Source organism: Marinobacter sp., from assembly GCF_041686475.1.
Lineage (GTDB): Bacteria > Pseudomonadota > Gammaproteobacteria > Pseudomonadales > Oleiphilaceae > Marinobacter.
Window position 1 is genome coordinate 5,928 of sequence record NZ_JAWLDU010000012.1, and the last position, 20,111, is coordinate 26,038.

18 protein-coding genes, 1 tRNA gene and 1 pseudogene are annotated in these 20,111 nt (G+C 57.8%); 10 read left to right on the forward strand and 10 right to left on the reverse strand.

Annotation, left to right across the window (positions count from 1 at the left end; translation table 11 throughout):
* A pseudogene (locus tag ACESMB_RS04560) lies at positions 1-226 on the forward strand (exodeoxyribonuclease III); the annotation flags it as partial.
* Between the two features lie 204 nt (positions 227-430).
* Here the strand turns inward: ACESMB_RS04560 and rph are convergent.
* Complete coding sequence (rph, locus tag ACESMB_RS04565; RefSeq protein ID WP_372971000.1) at positions 431-1,147, reverse strand: ribonuclease PH; 717 nt, start codon at positions 1,145-1,147, stop codon at positions 431-433.
* Between the two features lie 200 nt (positions 1,148-1,347).
* On the opposite strand from rph, the gene ACESMB_RS04570 reads away from it, so the two are divergent.
* The 5 genes from ACESMB_RS04570 (at position 1,348) to ACESMB_RS04590 (ending at position 6,070) form a co-directional block, all read left to right on the forward strand.
* Positions 1,348-2,214, forward strand: a complete 867-nt coding sequence (locus ACESMB_RS04570) for a YicC/YloC family endoribonuclease (protein ID WP_372971001.1) — start codon at positions 1,348-1,350, stop codon at positions 2,212-2,214.
* A 118-nt stretch (positions 2,215-2,332) separates the two neighbouring features.
* Positions 2,333-2,965, forward strand: a complete 633-nt coding sequence (gene gmk / locus ACESMB_RS04575; protein WP_372927226.1) for a guanylate kinase — start codon at positions 2,333-2,335, stop codon at positions 2,963-2,965.
* Positions 2,966-3,056: 91 nt separating this feature from the next.
* Complete coding sequence (gene rpoZ / locus ACESMB_RS04580; protein ID WP_372927225.1) at positions 3,057-3,269, forward strand: DNA-directed RNA polymerase subunit omega; 213 nt, start codon at positions 3,057-3,059, stop codon at positions 3,267-3,269.
* Positions 3,270-3,434: 165 nt separating this feature from the next.
* A complete protein-coding gene (locus ACESMB_RS04585; RefSeq protein WP_372971002.1) occupies positions 3,435-5,582 on the forward strand; it encodes a RelA/SpoT family protein in 2,148 nt (715 codons plus the stop codon).
* Between the two features lie 101 nt (positions 5,583-5,683).
* Positions 5,684-6,070, forward strand: coding sequence for a RidA family protein (locus ACESMB_RS04590; RefSeq protein WP_372927223.1), 387 nt, complete (start codon positions 5,684-5,686; stop codon positions 6,068-6,070).
* A 48-nt stretch (positions 6,071-6,118) separates the two neighbouring features.
* Here ACESMB_RS04590 and ACESMB_RS04595 read toward each other — a convergent pair whose 3' ends face one another.
* Positions 6,119-6,988 (reverse strand): NAD-dependent epimerase/dehydratase family protein, encoded by an 870-nt coding sequence (locus ACESMB_RS04595; protein WP_372927222.1) that lies wholly within the window; start codon positions 6,986-6,988, stop codon positions 6,119-6,121.
* Positions 6,989-7,078: 90 nt separating this feature from the next.
* Here ACESMB_RS04595 and ACESMB_RS04600 point away from each other — a divergent pair, with 90 nt between their 5' ends.
* The 3 genes from ACESMB_RS04600 to ACESMB_RS04610 all read left to right on the forward strand — a co-directional run bounded on the left by ACESMB_RS04600 (position 7,079) and on the right by ACESMB_RS04610 (position 11,621).
* Positions 7,079-8,041 (forward strand): hydrogen peroxide-inducible genes activator, encoded by a 963-nt coding sequence (locus ACESMB_RS04600; RefSeq protein ID WP_372927221.1) that lies wholly within the window; start codon positions 7,079-7,081, stop codon positions 8,039-8,041.
* A gap of 8 nt (positions 8,042-8,049) precedes the next feature.
* On the forward strand, positions 8,050-10,125 hold the full coding sequence (gene recG / locus ACESMB_RS04605) for an ATP-dependent DNA helicase RecG (RefSeq protein WP_372971003.1): 2,076 nt from the start codon (positions 8,050-8,052) through the stop codon (positions 10,123-10,125).
* Between the two features lie 131 nt (positions 10,126-10,256).
* Complete coding sequence (locus tag ACESMB_RS04610; RefSeq protein ID WP_372927219.1) at positions 10,257-11,621, forward strand: HDOD domain-containing protein; 1,365 nt, start codon at positions 10,257-10,259, stop codon at positions 11,619-11,621.
* A 317-nt stretch (positions 11,622-11,938) separates the two neighbouring features.
* Here ACESMB_RS04610 and ACESMB_RS04615 read toward each other — a convergent pair whose 3' ends face one another.
* From ACESMB_RS04615 to ACESMB_RS04630, 4 genes are all read right to left on the reverse strand, one after another.
* A complete protein-coding gene (locus ACESMB_RS04615; RefSeq protein WP_372927218.1) occupies positions 11,939-12,394 on the reverse strand; it encodes a DUF2489 domain-containing protein in 456 nt (151 codons plus the stop codon).
* Between the two features lie 20 nt (positions 12,395-12,414).
* The gene (locus ACESMB_RS04620; RefSeq protein WP_372971004.1) at positions 12,415-14,709 is read right to left on the reverse strand and encodes a molybdopterin-dependent oxidoreductase; all 2,295 of its coding nucleotides are present in this window, start codon (positions 14,707-14,709) and stop codon (positions 12,415-12,417) included.
* Positions 14,710-15,211: 502 nt separating this feature from the next.
* Complete coding sequence (locus ACESMB_RS04625) at positions 15,212-15,841, reverse strand: PEP-CTERM sorting domain-containing protein (protein ID WP_372971005.1); 630 nt, start codon at positions 15,839-15,841, stop codon at positions 15,212-15,214.
* A gap of 166 nt (positions 15,842-16,007) precedes the next feature.
* Entirely contained in the window at positions 16,008-16,244 is a 237-nt protein-coding gene (locus ACESMB_RS04630) for a TIGR02647 family protein (protein WP_372971006.1), read from the reverse strand.
* Positions 16,245-16,338: 94 nt separating this feature from the next.
* Here ACESMB_RS04630 and ACESMB_RS04635 point away from each other — a divergent pair, with 94 nt between their 5' ends.
* Positions 16,339-16,671 carry a tRNA-binding protein gene (locus ACESMB_RS04635; protein WP_372971007.1) on the forward strand — a complete coding sequence of 111 codons (333 nt, stop codon included), beginning with the start codon at positions 16,339-16,341 and terminating at the stop codon, positions 16,669-16,671.
* Between the two features lie 137 nt (positions 16,672-16,808).
* Here ACESMB_RS04635 and ACESMB_RS04640 read toward each other — a convergent pair whose 3' ends face one another.
* The 4 genes from ACESMB_RS04640 to rpoD form a co-directional block, all read right to left on the reverse strand.
* Entirely contained in the window at positions 16,809-17,186 is a 378-nt protein-coding gene (locus ACESMB_RS04640; protein ID WP_372926708.1) for a hypothetical protein, read from the reverse strand.
* Positions 17,187-17,202: 16 nt separating this feature from the next.
* A complete protein-coding gene (locus ACESMB_RS04645) occupies positions 17,203-17,787 on the reverse strand; it encodes a DUF6036 family nucleotidyltransferase (protein ID WP_372926707.1) in 585 nt (194 codons plus the stop codon).
* Positions 17,788-17,932: 145 nt separating this feature from the next.
* Positions 17,933-18,009, reverse strand: a tRNA-Ile gene (locus ACESMB_RS04650).
* A 114-nt stretch (positions 18,010-18,123) separates the two neighbouring features.
* A complete protein-coding gene (gene rpoD / locus ACESMB_RS04655; RefSeq protein WP_372926706.1) occupies positions 18,124-19,974 on the reverse strand; it encodes an RNA polymerase sigma factor RpoD in 1,851 nt (616 codons plus the stop codon).
* Between the last annotated feature and the right edge of the window lie 137 nt (positions 19,975-20,111).

Genomic DNA, 20,111 nt, shown 5'->3' on the forward strand with positions numbered 1-20,111 from the left:
GGGCTGTGTTGACGCATTCCGCGACATCAACAAGCAGAGCAACCAGTTCACCTGGTGGCCAGAACAGGCCGAGGGGTCCCGCAGGAATGCCGGCATTCGAGTGGATTACCAGCTACTGACACCGGGCATCCGCAAGACCATCCGCGATGGCTGGATCGATGACAGCACCCGCTTCTCTGACCACGCGCCGGTGATTATGGATTACGACATAGAGATTGGGTTGTAAATTTCCGAGTAAGCGGTCTCGGGGAGATGGGCCTTCCCGGACACGCTACAAGCACATCCCTGTGCGCTCGACTCCGGCCATCCCTGGCCGGAGACGGTCCGGGAAGGCCCATCTCCCCAAGCCCGCCCAGACTCCAGAGTTAACCGAAAACCGTAGATACCGGATTAGCCGAAGGCGTAATCCGACAAACCAGCTTCCAGAAAATCAAGCTTCCAAAGCCGCCTTCTGGGCCTCAAACAACTGCCCAATACCCAGCTTTGCCAGCTTAAGCATGCCATCAAGCTCTTCCTGCTCAAAAGGCGCACCCTCGGCCGTTCCCTGGATCTCAATGAAACCACCCTGATCCGTCATGATCACATTCATGTCGGTCTCGGCTTCGAAGTCTTCCGGGTAATCAAGATCCAGCACTGGCGTACCCTTGTAAACACCGACTGAAAAAGCCGCAATCATCTGCTTCAGGGGCGACTTCTTCAGCCGGCCTTCTTTCACCAGGTGATTCAGCGCGTCCACAAGTGCCACGCAGCCACCGGTAATGGCCGCTGTACGGGTGCCGCCGTCAGCCTGGATGACGTCGCAGTCGATAGTAATGGAGTGCTCGCCCAGGGCGCTCAGGTCCACCGCGGCGCGCAGGGAGCGGCCGATCAGGCGCTGGATTTCCACGGTGCGGCCACCCTGTTTGCCGCGGGCGGCTTCCCGGCCCATGCGGCTGCCGGTGGAGCGGGGCAGCATGCCGTATTCAGCCGTGATCCAGCCTTTGCCTTCGCCGCGCAGGAAAGGCGGAACCTTGTTTTCGATGGAGGCGGTACAGATCACCTTGGTGTCGCCGAACTCCACCAGCACGGAGCCTTCGGCGTGGCGGGTGTAGTGGCGCGTAATGCGAATATCTCTGGATTGTTCCGGCGTTCTTCCGCTCGGTCTCATAGTCATTCCTGGTATCAGTAGTGAGTGTCCGGGGTAGTGTCCCGTCTCGCCCCTCGGGAGCCAGACGGGACACCAGTCCCGGTCGATTGCAATGTCGAAAGATTGCGGAGTATAACACGCAGTCAGGGGTGTCTGTTCGCTGTGCAGGCAGTCACCCTGCTAGACTGGAATATCTGCTTCTTTGCCAACGCGGAGTCACCATGATCAGAAGTATGACGGCCTTTGCCCGCCAGGATACCCAGGAGAGCTGGGGCACCCTTACCTGCGAGATTCGCACGGTCAACCACCGCTACCTGGAGCCGTCCTTCCGACTGCCCGAGGCGTTGCGGGAGCTGGAAAACAGTTTCCGCGAGCAGCTGCGCAAACAGCTGCGCCGGGGCAAGGTGGATGTGGCGATTCGTCTGCAGACGACGGAAACGGCGTCCCAGGGCGTCGAGATTGATGAAGACGTGGCCCACGCCGTGAACGAGGCGGCCAACCGCATTAACAAAATGCTGGATAATCCGGCACACATCAGCGCCCTGGATATTCTCAGATGGCCCGGGGTACTGGCGTCCATGGAGCAGGATTACGGCCCGGCCAAAAAGGCGGCAGGAGAGCTGTTCGAGCGCACGGTAAGTGAGCTGGTCACGGTCAGAGAGCGTGAAGGGGAGCGTCTGCGCCCGCTGTTCGAAGACCGCCTTGCCACCATGGGTGATCTGGTTGCCGAAGTGCGGGAGCGAATGCCGGAGTTGATCAGCGCCCAGGAGGAACACCTGAAAAACCGGTTCGAACAGGCAAAGGTGGAGATCGACCCGGATCGCATTGCCCAGGAAATGGTGATGCTGGCCCAGAAAAGTGACGTCGCCGAAGAGCTGGACCGGCTGGATGCCCATATCACCGAAGTGTCTGAAACCCTTCAGGGCGATGATGCCATCGGGCGGCGGCTGGATTTCCTGATGCAGGAGCTCAACCGTGAGGCCAACACGCTCAGCAGTAAAAGCATTGATGCCCGGGTCACCAGGGCCGCTGTGGACCTGAAAGTGCTGATCGAGCAAATGCGGGAGCAGGTGCAGAACCTGGAGTGACGCTCGCTGGATGCGGGGGCAGTGAAAACGCCGTATAATCCCGCCCTCGCTATTATTACGGTGGCCGGTTTGCCCCGCGCCAGCTGAAAACCAGACAAGCTCCGGAGTTGTTTGCGCCATGAGCCAGCAATCAGAACAAGGCACGCTTTACGTGATCTCCGCCCCGTCGGGTGCCGGTAAAACCAGCCTGGTGGCGGGAATGCTGGAGCAGGACGAGAAACTCGGCGTTTCCGTGTCCCATACAACCCGGTCCATGCGCACTGGTGAGCAGGATGGCGTGAACTATCATTTCGTCAGCCGCGAGGAGTTCGAGGCGATGATTGGCCGTGGCGATTTCCTGGAACACGCGGATGTTTTCGGGAATTATTACGGCACGTCTCAGGTCTGGGTGAAAAAGAAGCTGGCCGCCGGCCAGGATGTGATTCTGGAAATTGACTGGCAGGGTGCGGAACAGGTGCGTCGCCTGATGCCGGACTGCGTCAGTATTTTTATCGTGCCGCCGTCACCGGAGTCACTGAGGAAACGCCTGAATGGGCGTGGAACGGATGCATCGGAGGTGGTGGAGCGGCGTCTCAACGAAGCCGCGGACGAGTGCAGCCACGCGGTGGAGTTCGACTACCTGGTGGTCAACGACGATTTCAACGTTGCGCTGGAAGACTTGTTGTCGATCGTTCGCTGCCATCGCCTGCGCATGCAGACGCAACAGATCCGCTATTCCGGGTTGCTGGCCAGATTGTCCGAGCGCCGCTGACCACGGGTTTTAACTGTATACAAATTGAGCCGGCGGGATTACACTACTCGGTCTGCTGAAATCAGTCATTTTTGTTATTGTCGGGGAAGTTATGGCACGAGTTACCGTTGAAGATTGCCTTGAACACGTTGATAACCGGTTCCAGCTGGTTATGCTGGCCACCAAGCGCGCCCGCCAGATCGCTACCAAGGGCTACGAGCCGCTGGTTGCCGAAGAGAACGATAAGCCAACCGTTATTGCCTTGCGCGAAATTGCCGAAGGCAAAATCTCCCGTGATCTCCTCACGGAAGATGACGACGAGTAGCATGTGAGGCGGGAATATTTGCTGTTAACCCGCCGAAAGCATTGAAATCTGGTACTGCGGTTTTATAGTGTATCTGTAGGCATTACCGGAATTACGTCGGAAGGACCCGAATGCACGCATTCGGGTTTTTTTATCCCTGAAATTCAGTATCCCCACGGAGGCGCGGTGTCGGCAGAGGCAACGGTTGATGTGCTGGCCAGTGAACTCAGCACCTATCTCGATACCAATCGCATCAATCAGGTGCGAAGAGCCTACTATTATGCCGAACAGGCCCATGAAGGGCAGATGCGCAAGAGCGGTGACCGCTACATCACCCATCCCCTGGCAGTCGCCCATATCCTTGCCGGCCTGAAGCTCGATCACCAGAGCCTGATGGCAGCCATGCTCCATGACGTGATCGAAGACACTGGCATTCCCAAGGATGCACTGTCCGAACAGTTTGGTGACGATGTCGCCGAACTGGTGGACGGCGTCAGCAAGCTGACCCAGATCGAATTCCGCTCCCGTGCCGAAGCCCAGGCCGAGAACTTCCAGAAGATGACCCTGGCCATGGCGCGGGACATACGCGTGATCCTGGTCAAGCTGGCGGACCGCCTGCACAACATGCGTACCCTCGGGCCCATGCCCTATGAAAAACGTCAGCGCATCGCCAATGAAACCCTCGATATCTACGCGCCGATTGCCAACCGTCTGGGGATGCATTCGATCTGTACCGAGCTGGAAGACCTGGGCTTTTCATCCCTGTATCCGATGCGCTCGAAGTATATTTCCAAGGCGGTGGCAAAACTGCGTGGCAGTCACCGGGAGATTATCGACGATATCCGCGGCAAGCTGCAGGAGAAGCTGGAAGAGCGCAGTCTGCCGGGGCGCATCCTGGGGCGGGAAAAACACCTGAACAGCATCTACAACAAGATGAAGTTCAAGCAGAAATCTTTCCATGAAATCATGGATGTTTACGCCTTCAGAATCATTACCGACACCGAAGACGACTGTTACCGCATCCTTGGCGCTGTACACAGCCTCTACAAGCCGCTGCCGGGCCGCTTCAAGGATTACATAGCCATGCCCAAGGCCAATGGCTACCAGTCCCTGCACACCACCCTGTTTGGCATGCATGTGAACATCGAAATCCAGATCCGCACTGAGGAAATGGAGCACATCGCCAACAATGGTATTGCGGCTCACTGGATGTACAAGAATGAACCTTCCAGTGTTACCAGCGCTAATCAGTCGCGGGTAGACCGTTGGGTGCAGGGCCTGATGGAAATGCGGGAGCGCGCGGACGATTCGCTGGAATTCATCGAGCACGTTAAGGTGGATCTGTTCCCGGACGAGATCTACGTGTTCACTCCCAAGGGCAAGATCATGGAGCTGCCCAGCGGCGCTACGCCCGTGGACTTCGCGTATGCCATTCATACCGATATCGGAAATGCCTGCGTGGCCTGCCGCATCAATCGCACTCTGGGTTCCCTGAGCCAGCCTCTGCAGAGTGGCCAGACGGTGGAAGTCATTACCGCACCTGGCGCCCGACCGAATCCGGCCTGGCTCAGTTTCGTGGTCACCGGCAAGGCCCGCAGCAGCATTCGTCATGTGCTCAAGAATCAGAAGCGCGCCGAATCCCTGGACCTGGGTAAGACCCTGCTGAAGAAATCTCTCAAGGGTTTTGGAACCAGCCTGTCGAAGATCAGCGAACAGCAGATCCAGGCCGTTGTCACCCACAACCAGGTGGAAAGCTTCGACGATCTGGTCAGCGATATTGGCCTGGGTAACCGTATGGCGTATCTGGTTGCCCGGCAACTGGTCAGCGGCAGCGCGGAAGGTGAAGCGTCGGATGCCGCCTCGGCGCCGGTCATGGACAAGGCCGACAGCAGCCCGGTCACCATCCGGGGCACCGAAGGCCTGCTGGTGCGTTTCGCCAACTGTTGCAAACCCATTCCGGGGGACCCGGTGGTAGGTGCCATGGATTCCGGAAAAGGCATGGTCATCCATTCGGACACCTGCACCAGGTTGCCGGAAGACGACGAGGGCCGGGCGCGCCTGACTCACCTGAAATGGGCCAAGGACATTGCCAACGAGTTTTCAGTTGAGCTCCGGGTAGAGCTGGAGCGCCAACGTGGTGTGATTGCAGAACTGGCCAACGCCGTGGCCATGGCGGACGGCAATATTGAACGCATCAACGTAGAAGAGCAGAACGCCAGGCTGGGTATCGTCAGCCTGGTGGTGCATGTGAACGGTCGCCGGCATCTGGCCAGGGTGATGCGGCGGATCAGGAATATTCGCGCCATTATCCATATAAACCGGGTGAGGCACTGAGGCAGCAACTGATCGCTCGGCTGAGCGGCATTTTCAGTGTGTTGACAGGCCGGTCGCCCAGAGGTGACGATTGGCGTTTTGAAACAGAGGGCCCCAAGGTCATGACCAACAAATCCGTAATCCAGACCGAAAATGCGCCGCAGGCGATCGGTACCTACTCCCAGGCTGTAAAAGCCGGGGACACCGTTTATATTTCCGGACAGATTCCGCTGGTACCGGAAACCATGGAAGTCGTGGCGGGTGACTTCGCTGCCAAGACCCGTCAGGTGTTCGAAAACCTGAAGGCCGTTTGCGAGGCCGGCGGCGGTGAACTCAAGGACATCGTCAAGCTCAATATCTACATGACCGACCTGAGCAACTTCGCCACGGTAAACGAGATCATGGCGACCTATTTTCCGGAACCTTATCCTGCCCGCGCCGCTGTCGGGGTGTCAGCCCTGCCCAAGGGGGTTCCGGTGGAGATGGAAGCGGTGATGGTACTGAGCTGATTCCCGCGCCAGCGAATCGCTGAGGCGGCCTGCTACAGGCCGCCTTTTTTATTGGTGCCAGGCAATCAGTTCCCGGTAACCGGCCCGGAAATCCGGGTAACGGAAGCGAAATCCGGATTCCAGCAGACGTTTGTTACTGCAGCGTTTGCTGCCTGCTCGGCCGCCCTTACGGGCATCAGGCTGCGGAGCCGCGCAGGGTGCCTGCTCTCTCACCCAGGTCACCACTTCGTCCAGCCTCACCGGTTCACAGTCGCTGGCCAGGTAACACGGTTCCAGAGCTTTGCCTTCCAATGCCAGATTCACCAGGTGGCAGGCCACCGCTGTGGCATCGGCCTCATGGATCCGGTTGCTGAACGGGGCAGGGGATGCCGGGTCCATACGGCCGTTCATGACCGCGTCCAGAAACTGTTGGCGTGTGGGCCCATAAATGCCACTGAAACGCACGACAGTGGCAGGATGACCACTGGTCAGCGCCGTCTGTTCGCCTTCCAGGACCATTTGGCCGCTGAAACGGGCAGGTTTCGTGGGGCTGCTCTCATCAACCCAGGAGTCATCATCCTGGGAATAGACGCTGCTGCTGCTCACAAAGATCAGGCGCTTGAGCGGCTGGGAACCCAGGGCAGCCAACAGGTTTTCCAGGCCACGGACGTAGGCATTGCGGTAGCCCTGCTCATCGTAGCTGGAGGGGGTCAGGCAATAGATCACGATATCGAGATCATCCGGCAGCACTGACTCAATCTGTTGTCTGTCCAGCAGATCGGCGCCCAGGGGGTGAACCCCCTGGGGAATCCGGGCCGGATTGCGCCGTAAACCGAATACCTCTGCCTGCCGTAAAAGACTTTTTGCAATAGCGCCACCGAGTTTGCCGCAGCCTGCGACGAGTACGCGGGGCATCTGCTTGTGTTCAGTGATTGCCATAGGCAATATCAATCCTTATGCTTTGGCTAATAAATTTAGAAGGGCGCCCAATTGCGCCCTGAGCTGGACGAGATCTGACCGGAGCCCACCATGACTCTCACCGAGTTAAGATACGTTGTTACCCTCGCACGGGAAAGGCATTTTGGCCGCGCTGCCGAGCGTTGCCATGTCAGCCAGCCTACCCTTAGTGTGGCGGTCAAGAAGCTGGAAGACGAACTGGGCATTCCCCTGTTCGAGCGCAGCAAGAATAGCATCCGCGTTACCGAAACCGGCAAGCGGATCATCGAGCAGGCGCAGCGGGTTCTGGACCAGGTGGGCGTTATCCGCGACATGGCTCAGGATGGCAAGAACCAGCTCAACGCACCCCTGAAAGTCGGGGCCATTTATACCATCGGGCCCTACCTGTTTCCGCATCTGCTACCGGAATTGCGCCGCGGAGCCCCGGAGATGCCGCTGTACATCGAAGAAAACTACACCGCTTCGCTGCGCCAGAAACTGCGCCAGTCCGAGCTTGATGCCATTATCATCGCGCTGCCCTTCGAAGAGCCTGAAGTCGTGACTCTGCCATTGTATGACGAGCCGTTCGTGGTGCTTCTGCCTGGCGGCCACCCGTTGACTGAGCGGGAAAGCCTGACGGCAGACGAACTGGTGCAGGAGCAGCTGCTTCTGTTGGGCCCGGGTCACTGTTTCCGTGACCAGGTACTGGAATCGTGCCCGCCGCTGGTTGACGCGGTCACCCGTAACCCGAACAGTGCAACGTCTCCGGCGCTGGTTACCGAAGGCAGTTCCCTGGAAACCATTCGTCACATGGTGGCTTCCGGCCTGGGTATTACAGTGCTGCCGCTTTCCGCAGCCACAGCCATGCAATACGACGAGAGCATCCTGGCGGTCCGGCCGTTCTCGGCACCGGTACCTTTCCGGACCGTTGCGCTGGCGTGGCGGGTGACTTTTCCGCGGCCCAAGGCGATTGATGTGTTGTCACTGGCAGCCAGCCAGTGCCGGGTGATTGAAAAAGCGAAAATCGAAACCCCCGCTGCTGCCGTAACTGCCTGAGCCAGGATATGACGTCACTGGAAGGCATCCCGGTTACCACTCTCAGGGGCGTTGGCGGCGCCCTCGCGGAAAAGCTTGCGAAACTGGGTATCCAGTCACTGCAGGACCTGCTGTTTCATCTGCCGCACCGTTACGAGGATCGCACCCGCATCATTCCCATGGGTAATCTTCGCATCGGCGATGTTGGCGTGGTGGAAGGGGAGGTGATGAAGGCCGACCTGGTAATGGGGCGCCGCCGCAGCCTGCAGGTGACCCTGAAAGACAGCAGCGGTTTCCTGGTCATGCGTTTTTTCCATTTCAACGCAGCCCAGAAAAACCAGCTTACCGAGGGCGCGCGGGTCCGGTGCTTCGGGGAGGTGCGGCCGGGGCGGGCGGGTTATGAGTTCTACCATCCGGAATATCAGGTCAACCCCCCGCCCATGCCGGCCCGGGGCGAAGCAACACTGACACCGGTATACCCCCTCACCGAAGGCATACAGCAACCGCGGGTGCGAAGTCTTTGCCAGCAGGCGCTGGGCTACCTGAAACGTTACCCGATCCGTGAATGGCTGCCGGCAGAATTGCTGGCAAGCTATCAGCTGCCCGGCATCACCGAGGCGGTAGAGCTGGTGCATTCCCCACCGGCCAGCGCACCGGTTCATTTACTGGTAGAGGGGCGGCACCCGGCCCAGCAACGGCTGGTGATGGAAGAGCTGCTGGCACACCAGCTCAGCCTGTTACAGGTTCGCCAGCAGGTTCAGGCCCGGGAAGCCCTGCCTTTACTTCCCACCGGCGACCTGCCAGAGCGTTTTCTTGACCTTCTTCCCTTTAGCCTCACCGGTGCCCAGCGTCATGTAATGAGCGAGATTCGGCAGGATCTGAGCCAGCCAGTCCCGATGTTGCGACTGGTCCAGGGCGATGTGGGTTCCGGTAAAACCGTGGTGGCCGCCCTGGCTGCGCTGCAGGCCATTGGTGCCGGCGCTCAGATAGCTCTGATGGCGCCCACCGAAATACTGGCCGAGCAGCATTACCACAACTTCCGCGGCTGGCTCGAGCCCCTGGGCATACGGGTGGCGTGGCTGTCCGGAAAGATCAAGGGCAGGGCCCGCAAGGAAGCTCTTGAGGAGATCGGCAGTGGCAGCGCGTCGGTGTCGATTGGCACGCATGCGTTGTTCCAGGAAGACGTGGCTTTCCACCGGCTGGCACTGGTGATCGTGGATGAGCAACACCGTTTCGGCGTGCACCAGCGCCTGGCGCTGCGGGAGAAAGGTGTGGGCGGCACCATGGCGCCACACCAGCTGATCATGACGGCAACCCCGATTCCCCGTACCCTGGCCATGAGTGCCTACGCGGACCTGGATACCTCGGTGATTGATGAGCTCCCGCCCGGCCGCAAACCGATCGAAACCATCGCCATCCCCGACAGCCGCCGTGACGATGTCACCGATCGCGTCCGCAAGGCCTGCCGGGAAGGCCGGCAGGCCTACTGGGTGTGTACTCTGATTGAAGAGTCGGAAGCATTGCAGTGCCAGGCGGCAGAGGTGACCGCCCAGGAGTTGGCGGAACGATTGCCGGATCTGAAACTTGGGCTCGTTCATGGTCGGCTGAAAGCTGCCGAGAAGGCGGCGGTGATGGAGCAGTTCAAGCAGGGGGAGCTGGATCTCCTGGTGGCCACCACCGTGATCGAAGTGGGGGTTGATGTCCCCAACGCCTCGCTTATTATTATCGAGAACCCGGAGCGCCTGGGGCTTGCCCAGCTTCACCAGCTGCGAGGCCGGGTTGGCCGGGGAGAAGAGGCCAGCTTTTGTGTGCTGATGTATCATCCGCCCCTTTCCCTCAACGGCAAGTCAAGGTTGCAGGCGCTGAGAGACAGCCAGGACGGCTTCGTGATCGCGGAAAAAGACCTGGAAATACGGGGCCCTGGTGAGGTGCTGGGTACCCGCCAGACCGGCATGATGCAGTTCCGCCTGGCGGATTTCGAGCGCGACAAGGGCTGGATAGAACCCGTGCGGGAAATGGCGCCGGGCCTGATGAAGCAGCCGGCTCTGGTCAATGGCCTGATCCGCCGTTGGCTGGGCGAGCGAATTCGCTACGGTGATGTATAACCGGGACGTGAATTCGCATCAAAAGCCGGCAGGAACTAGTCTGAAGTCAACGTCGGGTTGTGGTTTGTACCCTATACTGGATGATAACCAACGTGCCCAGCGTGGTACCGTCATTATTGTGGGAGAAACTTATGGAGCTACCTGTCGTAGTCCGGCAGGCACTGGGAGATTCAGCCGCCGGCGTTTCCCTGCGTGATGTGAGTCAGGCCAGAGACGATGAACTGCTGCGGATGGTGCTGCTCAGCGACGAACAGGGAAATCTGCAGGCCATCTGTCGGCAGGGAGACATGCTTGATATCGACGCCCTGAATAAAGAGCTCGGGCGGGACCTGCGGGTGATGAAAAGACGGGAGCAGGTTCGCATCCGGGAGCGCTCCGGCCTTGCTGAGCTGCCGGCGCTGCCGTCCCTGACCGGATGGCCCGCCGTCGTGGATACGCGGGTGGATGAGCAGGCCTCTGTCGCGCTGGTACTCGGTGACCAGAACCTTTGCGTGGTCATGCCCGGTGATGAGTTCAGGGCAATTACCGCTGCGGCCGAGAGAAAGGCGTTCTCAGTGGCGCCAGACACCATTGCCGTCAACCTGAACAGCCCCGAACGGGACCGCGACCAGCTGCATTCCGCTATTCGGCGATTTACCACCCTGCGCATTCAGCAACGTCTCGAAGATACCCTGGAACTGCCTCCGCTGCCTGAAACTGCACAGCGGATTATCCATTTGCGGGTCAATCCCAATTCGGTCATGGGCGATCTGGTGGATGTGGTGGAAAGTGATCCCAGCCTTGCGGCCCAGGTGGTCAGCTGGGCCTCGTCGTCTTTCTATGCCGCAGCAGGGCAGGTGCGCTCGGTGCACGATGCGGTATCACGGATTCTGGGATTCGACCTGGTCATGAACCTGGCCATGGGGCTGTCCCTCGGCCGCGCTCTGAAACAGCCCCAGGATCACCCGGAAGGTTATGTCGACTACTGGCAGCAGGCCATCTGGCAGGCCCAGTCTGCAGGCATCCTCGCCAGCATGATGCCCCGCGGTGAACGCCCGGTATTCGGCCTGGCCTACCTTTCAGGCCTGCTGCACAACTTTGGCTACCTGGTGCTGGCCCAGGTATTTCCGCCGCACTTCAAGCTTGTATGCCGGGCACTGGAAGCCAACCCCCATATGGACTCTTCGCTGATCGAGCATTTTCTGCTGGGGGTAACCCGCGAGCAGATTGCAGCGGAGCTGATGCAGAACTGGGGCATGCCCGACGAAGTCTGCCTGGCCATTCGCAACCAGAAGAATCCTGACTATGACGGTGCCCATGCGGTTTATGGAAAACTGTTGTGGCTGGGCCGGCAATTGCTGACCCGGCGGGGTGTGGCGCTGGGGGCTGGAGAGGAAGTGAGCGCTGAATTCTATGAGTCACTGGGGCTGGACCGGGAAAAGGTTGAGGATCAGTTCGACGAACTTGTCCACAACAAGGACAGCATCATGGCCATGGCAGGAATGATGAGCCAGTAGCCACAAAAAAGCCGGCCCGAAGGCCGGCAAGCTCACCCGCTTGTTGCAGATCAAACCAAACGTGTTCAGGAGAAAACAACAAGAGCCGTTGCTGGGTCAGTAAAGGCAACGTTCTGGTTTAAAAGTAGCCAATCTGAAGGGAAATAAAAGCCAGTCGTGTTAGTGTTTGGTAAGTGATCGGGGAGTCATATTTCTGTAACAACTGAAGAGATTGATTTGTAAAGCTAATCATATCTCCGGGCGGTTATTTGATTTACAAAAAGTTACAAAAATAATTACAGGATGGTCCCATGGCCGGCAGGCAGCCGGCCTGAGAGCTAGAAGGAATGGTGACGAATAGCCGTAGCCGCGCGTCGAATGGCATCAGCGTGTTCTTCCTCAACGGCCAGTCTTTCCCGATCCATCTTCTCTACGAACCGCCCGTCTGTTTCCTGACGTGCCCGATGGGTTGGCATATGCTGGATCAGGTCATGCACTTCCTGAAACACCCGGAAGGGCGACTGTTCCAGCAGCTCAGGGGAGACGTGATCAAGCAGCCCCTTGATACGCAGGCAGGCCTCGGAATACTCCACCTGATCCTCTTCCACCGCCATTGCCAGAACGCGGATGCTTTCCACCATGTTTTCACGACGTTCCTTCTGGAACGCTTCGGTCTTGGCCTGTCGTTTCTTGCCATCCTGCAGAGTACGGGACTGGCGGATGATAAACGCTACCAGCAAGGCGATGGCCAGAAGGCCGGTGATAATCAGTGTCCATTGCAGCCACAGGGGCATAGGTTTCTCCGTTCAGTGGTTCAGGCCAGTTTACGTGGTCGCTCCGCGCGCCAGACTTTCACTTTCACCGTCTGTCCATTAAGTACGGAAGTACCAACCAGCGGATCTGTCTGCTCGTCGCTGATAACGTCATTAATGCTGGCTCCGGCGTGTGCAACAGCGACCGACTGCCTGGTACCGTCGCGATGATGGCCCCAGCCATGGGGCACCGACACCACACCTGCCATGATGTCGTCAGTAATTTCCACAGGCAATACAATCTTGCCGGCAGACGAGGCAACCTCGGCCGAATCCCCGGCCTGAAGCCCGCAACGGGAGGCGTCCTGAGGGTGCAACATCAGGGTACAGCGCTCTTTGCCTTTTACCAACCGCTGGCTGTTGTGCATCCAGGAGTTATTGCTGCGAACATGCCGGCGCCCGATCAGCAGCAGGCCGTCTGTGGGAGGGGCAGACAGCAGAGCGTGCAGGCGCTCAAGGTCCTGGAGGTAGCGGCGCGGGGCCAGGTTTACCTTGCGATCACGGGTAAAGAGCCGGCCAGGCATGCACGGGCGCAGCGGCCCCAGATCTACGCCATTGGGTAGCTGTTTCAGGGCGTTGATGGAAAGTCCCTTGGGCAGATCCTGCCAGTGCCGGTTCAGCGGGCTGAGTTTGGCAAGGCCGCGCAGCGGATGGCGCTCCGGTAGAATGTCCATGACCAGGTCAATGGCCGGCTGGACAATGCCGCGGACACGGCCAATGTCGGCACCATAAGGTCCGGCACGGAGCATCATGTCGAGAATCGGGTCGGGCCCGATCTGCTTGAAAGCGCGCCAGCCCATTTCGGCCCGTACAGGCAATCGCCCGCCCTTGCGTTTTTTCTCCAGGCGATGGGCGAGCTCGAGCAGGATCTGCCAGTCGTGACGGGTATCCTTGCCAGCATCGAACAGGGCGGGGCTGTACTTGGCGGTGTTACGGACAGCCATCATGCTGAAAATCAGGTCGTAGTGGCTGCGCTCCAGGCCAGCGGTTGGCGGCAGGATTACATCCGCATGGCGGGTGGTTTCGTTGAGGTAATAGTCCACCGATACCATGAAATCCAGCCCGCTGAATGCTTCGTCGAGACGGCCACCGTTAGGGCTGGAGAGCACCGGGTTGCCGGCTACCGTCACGAAAGCACGGATCTGGCCCTCACCCGGGGTCTGAATTTCGTCTGCCATGGTGCTGGCGGGGTATTCACCGCCAAACTCGGGCAACTTTTTCACCCGGCTGAAACGCTTGGCAAAGTGCCCGCGCTGGCCGGCCATGCCGCCAAGGGCGATAAGGTCGATGGCCGGCTGGGTGAACATCACGCCACCGGTGCTGTCGAGCTTTCCGGTCAGGATATTGAGCACGTAAGCCAGCCAGGTGGCGACGCCGCCGAAGGCCTGGGTACTGGTGCCCATGCGCGTGTAGAGAGCGGCCCGCTGTGTGGTGGCAAGCTGGCGCGCCAGGTTGCGTATCTCTGCCGCTGGCATTCCGGTCTGTTCGCTCACGGCTTCCGGTGTGAATCCCAGGGAGGCCAGCCGTACCAGGTCGACATCCCTGGTAAAGGATTCGGCGTGTCCGAGATTGACCAGGTTTTCCTCGAACAGGGTGCGCACCATGGCCATCAGCAACAGGGCATCAGTCCCGGGCCGGATAAAATGAAATTCGTCAGCAAGCTTGCCGGTTTCGGTGCGGCGGGGATCCACCACAACCATCTTGCCGCCGCGCTTCTTGAGCGCCTTCAGGCGGCCGCGGAAATCCGGGACAGTCATCAGGCTGCCGTTGGAGGCCATGGGGTTTGCGCCGATGCAGATGAACAGTTCGGTGCGGTCGATATCCGGGATGGGAAACAGGATCTGGTGCCCGAACATTTCCAGGCTGGCCAGCATGTGCGGCAGCTGGTCATTGGAGGTGGCAGAGAAGCGGTTCTGGGTGCCCAGTGCTCTCAGGAACGGCATGGTGGCCACCAGTGACCCGTGGTTGTGTACGTTGGGGTTACCCAGGTAGGCGCCAATGCTGTTGCGGCCGTGTTCCTTGCGCACGCTGTGCAGGCGGTCCGCCACCAGGTCGAAGGCGTCGTCCCATTCCATCTCCTGCCAGCCCTCTGCGGTCTTGCGCACCGGTTTGCGCAACCGTTCAGGGTCTTCGTGAAGGTCCTGGAGCGCTACCGCCTTGGGGCAGATATGGCCACGGCTTAACGGGTCGTCTTCGTCGCCCTTGATGGAGGCAACATGCCCGTCTTTCACCTCGATCGCAACACCGCACATGGCTTCACACAGGTGGCAGGTACGATAGTGGGTGCCGTTTTCCATGGGTCTCTCCAAACAGGTTTTTATTGTCTTACTCTGAGTATGGCCAAGCGGGGACGGTGTGCCGAAACACGCTGTGAATACGTCACTGTAGGATCGGGCTCCGCCCTTTGTGGCTTACTGCTCCTGCGTCGCCCCAAAGGTCCTGGGCAAGCCGTCCGTGGCTTGCCCGTGAAGCGCTTTGCGCTTCACCCATGGCTCCGCACGGTTTCGGAATACCGTCCCCGCCTGGCCCCGGACTTCGGAGTTGGTTTCAACAGGCAACCAGATTAGCAGGAAATTGATAAGAGGGGAAAACCGGTTTTCGGCTATGCCGGTCATTGAACAGGGCCAGCACGAGAATTGGCTCGGTCAGTATGTGACTGTGTCGTAGCCTGCGTCAGACCCGAAAGTATGCTTTTTGTTGCAGGCCATCACTGGAATCGGTTGACTTCAACGACAGACAGCACACGCCCCCTCCAAGGGAGCGTGTGCTGTCTGTATGTCTGCATAAAAACTTGACAGTCTAAACAGAACGAGCTTTTCTGCGGGACAACGCGAGGCCGAAAACGCCTAAGCCCAAGAGCGCAAGGGTGCCAGGCTCTGGGACCGCAACAGGATTTTTGCCATAGACGCTTATGTTTGAAAGTCCATCGCCACTACCTGAATAAGCCCACGTACCTTGGGACGTATTTGGATTTATCTCATAGACAAACCAGTTGTCGGGGTCATTGCTACCGCCGAACTTGAAGCCCAGAGCAATGGTGTCATAGCTTGCCCAAAGGTCGCTATCAAACGTCCAGTTGCCGTATGAACTCCACTGAGGGTCTTCGTATCCCAGATTGTTATCGACTTGATTGTAACCAAGTTCCGAATCCAGAATGCCTTCGAAATTATCTGTGGCACCTTCCGACTTATCGAGATATGTGTAGCCCTCTCCTGCGGGGTTTTTGAGGAACATATTCTTGTCGTTGCTTGTAAAGGCGGGGTTGTCGTCGCCTGAAGCGAGGCACTTGGAAGCATAGGCGTCGTCCATGCCCATGAAATTTGTTGCGTCCTGGCACTTGATAACTGAGGCCGTCACCGGGCTTGAAACCATGAGTCCTACAACCGCTGCCGAAATCACAACCGCGCAAAACTTCGTTTTCGTATTCATCGTCCCTACTCCTGTTAAATTATCCTTACCAAGGAAGATAGAGAACATGAATAATGCCACCATTGAAAACGGTTATATTTACAATTAGATGAGTGAGGTGACCGGTTGACACCTCATCAGATGTGTAAAAAAGGTTGACGTTGCCTCCGTGTCAGATGCGTGAGTCTCAGCTGTTGAGTACAGACAATACTCTCTGCACATGCTCAACCACTTCACTACCCAGGCTCGTCAGATACCCACCATCTTTTTGTGTTATCAGCCCTTTGAGGTGGAGGCGTTCAGCTGCAGCAACGATTTCGGGAGCTGCAGAGTGCTGGTGAACCTTGATTCCCTCCTGGGCAGAAGAAAGGTCAAACATTGCGAGGAGATTGAGTTCATCGATGTGATCGGACGTAAAGTGCATGGTTGCTTCCTTGTGTTATTTTAACGTGCTTACACTAGTTGTATACGAAGCTGACGCATTCAGCAAAGCGATTTCGGGATGAGAGAAACGAACCATGATCGGTTGGGAAGACTTCGAAAACGTAGAACTACGTATCGGCACCATCATTGAAGTAAACGAATTCCCGGAAGCTCGAAAACCGGCGTACAAGTTGAAAGTCGATTTTGGTCCGGAAGTGGGCGTCCGCAAATCCAGTGCCCAGATTACAGATTTATATGATCCCGAGAAGCTTTTGGGTCGGCAGGTGCTTGCGGTAACCAACTTCCCGCCTAAACAGATTGGTCCTTTCCTGTCGGAGTGCCTGGTGACCGGGATTAAGACGGATGAGGGGGCCATAACTCTGGTGAGCACTGATCACACGGTGAGTAATGGGCAGAGGCTAATTTAAGTAGTGAGGGAACCGTTGGCCCGCTTCAGAAGGTCCTGGGACATTCAGTTTTTAAGCTGACAATGCGGTATGCGCGCTTGGCACCGGATTACCTGAATGAGGTCACAGAGAAACGGCAGTTAGCCTGAATGGTTGGTTCAGGCTGCGGTTTTATCGAGCCCGCGCTTGTAGTGCCGTGTTTGGAAGGGGAGCAGGGCCTTCATAAACGGACGCAGATCGTAATCCAGGCCCCAGGATCGTGCCAGACCATCGACTCGTTCCCGAGACACACGTTCTGGCAGATTTGCTTTTGCTTCAGAGGCAACGGCCTGTAATTCTTTCTTCTGAGCGGCACTAAGGCAGTTGAATCGGGATAAGCGGTCAACAAGGTAGCCAGCCAGGCGTCGCTCTTCCGGGGGTAAACCCGAAAGCGTAGGGACATAACCTTGGTGCCAGACCTCAAGGGCTGCTTTTACAACCTCTTGGTCTGTCACACGGTCGAGTCCTTTGTGTGCGACGTTGAGTAAGGAATTCATAAAAGATCCATGTTGATCACTTTGTATACGTTTTTATAACGTGAGTGATATTCCCTGTCAATCTGTCCAGGTTGCCGGGAAAGTACTTACGGGCCTCTTCAGCCCGGTATTTGAACTCGCCGATGGACAGCCCGTGATCAAACAGCGTGTGTATATCTTCGATGTCCTGGTCGCCATAGCGCCCGAGTTTTGAGACGGCCAGGTCCACTTTTTGAACCAGGTAGACCCAGATCGGTGACTCCTCCTCGTTCCGGTTAAGCCAGATAGCGTCTTCCTGGTAATTCTCATGCAGCGGGGCGAGTGTTGGGGTGAAATTTGGATCGAATACGATAGATGAAGGACCGGTTTCCGGATCATCAAAGAAGACTTCATCCAGAGCAAGGACCAGCTCATCCGGCGAAATCCTCTCCATTGCTTCCAGCTCTATGTCCAGGTCACTGCTACCACGAGCGTTTGTGTGGAGATGGAGAGCACACCCGCCGAAAATGTACGCCTTACAGCTACCAGGCTTGGCCCCTCGACCTTTCAGGAAGTCAGCCAGGTTATCGAACATTTCAAAAATGGCTTTCGCCATCGGTGTGTCAGTGTAGATTCCGCTCATGGGTTCCTCCGGTATTACAGCCGGAAAGCATAACAGAACCTTGGTGGCGGATCGTCTCTTGCAACGATAGAAAAAGAGCCGTTGACGTTTGGTTGACACCTGAGCCGGTGTTGACGGTTTTGGGGATTCGTAAGCCATTGAAAAATGGTGGGCCCACCTGGACTCGAACCAGGGACCAAAGGATTATGAGTCCTCTGCTCTAACCAACTGAGCTATAGGCCCTTTTGTCAGCGGATGCTGCTTAAAGGTTTGCTTTTGGGGTGTTGCTTCCGGGCGGGAGCAACAAAGCGGGCGCCATTATACCGGTGAGGGGTGGCGCCCGCTACTGTTGTGATGTTATCCGTTGCCCTGGTCGTCGATGAAGCCGCGCAGGTGGTCGGAGCGGGAAGGATGGCGCAGTTTGCGCAGGGCCTTGGCTTCGATCTGGCGGATTCGCTCGCGGGTAACGTCGAACTGTTTGCCCACTTCTTCCAGGGTGTGATCGGTGTTCATTTCGATACCGAAGCGCATGCGCAGCACCTTGGACTCGCGGGCGGTCAGGCCGGAGAGCACGGAGCGGGTGGCTTCGCGCAGGCCTTCGGCGGTTGCCGAGTCAACGGGTGACAGGGCCTGGATGTCTTCAATGAAGTCGCCCAGGTGGCTGTCTTCGTCATCACCGATCGGGGTTTCCATGGAAATCGGTTCCTTGGCGATCTTCAATACCTTGCGGATCTTGTCCTCGGGCATTTCCATGCGCTCGCCCAGCTCTTCCGGGGTGGGCTCGCGGCCCATCTCCTGCAGCATCTGGCGGGAGATGCGGTTGAGCTTGTTGATGGTCTCGATCATGTGCACCGGAATACGGATGGTGCGGGCCTGGTCCGCGATGGAGCGGGTGATGGCCTGACGAATCCACCAGGTGGCGTAGGTAGAGAACTTGTAGCCACGGCGATATTCGAATTTGTCGACGGCCTTCATCAGGCCGATGTTGCCTTCCTGGATCAGATCCAGGAACTGCAGGCCACGGTTGGTGTATTTCTTGGCAATGGAAATAACCAGACGCAGGTTGGCTTCCACCATTTCCTTCTTGGCACGGCGGGCCTTGGCTTCGCCGATGGAAACGCGGCGGTTGATTTCCTTGATGTCGGAAACGTCCAGATCCACTTCGGTCTGGATGTTGGCAATGCGCTTCTGCAGGCGGACGATCTCGTCGATGCGCTCGGCAATCAGCGGAGCGTAGGGCTTCTTGCTCTTGGCAATCTTCTCTGCCCAGTCCAGGCTGGTTTCGTTGCCGGGGAACGACTTGATGAAATCCTTGCGTGGCATCTTGCACTCACGCACGCAGATTTTCATAATCGCGCGCTCGTTTTCACGGACGAGATCATTGGTGGAGCGGACCACGTTCACCAGTTCATCAAACGCCTTGTTGCCCAGCTTGAACGGTGCGAAAACCTGGCCCAGCTCATTCAGGGCCTCCTGGGTTTTCTTGTGGCTGCGGCCGTGCTTGGCGAGGCAGGCATCGGCGGCATCAAGCTTTTCTTTCAACAGCTCGAAACGCAGGCGGGTTTCTTCAGGATCCGGACCGCTCTCGGTTTCTTCTTCGCTGTCGTCGTCATCGTCATCGTCGGACGAGCTGTCCGAGCTGTTGCTGGACGTGTCCGGGGTGTTGTCTTCGTCCATGAACGGCTCGGCGCCATCCGGATCGAGGAAACCGGATACGATGTCGCTGAGGCGGCCTTCGTTCTCGATGATGCGGTCGTAGGCCTGGATAACAGTGCCGGCGATGCCGGGGAAGTGCGCAACGGCTGCCATCACATCGCGGATACCTTCCTCGATGCGCTTGGCAATCACGATTTCGCCTTCGCGGGTCAGCAGCTCCACGGTGCCCATTTCCCGCATGTACATGCGGACCGGGTCGGTGGTGCGGCCAGCGTCGGATTCCACCGCAGCAAGCGCGGCAGCGGCTTCGGCGGCAGCGGCTTCGTCGGCAGTGGAATCGCCGTCGGTCATCAGAAGCGTGTCTGCGTCCGGTGCAACTTCAGAGACCTGAATGCCCATGTCGTTGATCATGCGAATGATGTCTTCGACCTGGTCCGGGTCAGCAATGTCTTCCGGGAGGTGGTCATTTACCTCAGCGTAAGTCAGGTAACCTTGCTCTTTGCCTCGTGCAATGAGATCTTTTAAACGTGATTTCTGCGAATTGCCTGACATAGACACCCTGTGGACTCGCTGGTAAAAGTAAAAAAGTTAAACAGCCATTATAGCTGTCACGGTATTGCTCTGCCACCGGATGGTTAGATGGTGATCAGCACTGCAAGTTTCAAGTGCAGTAGCCTTTCCGGCTGCAG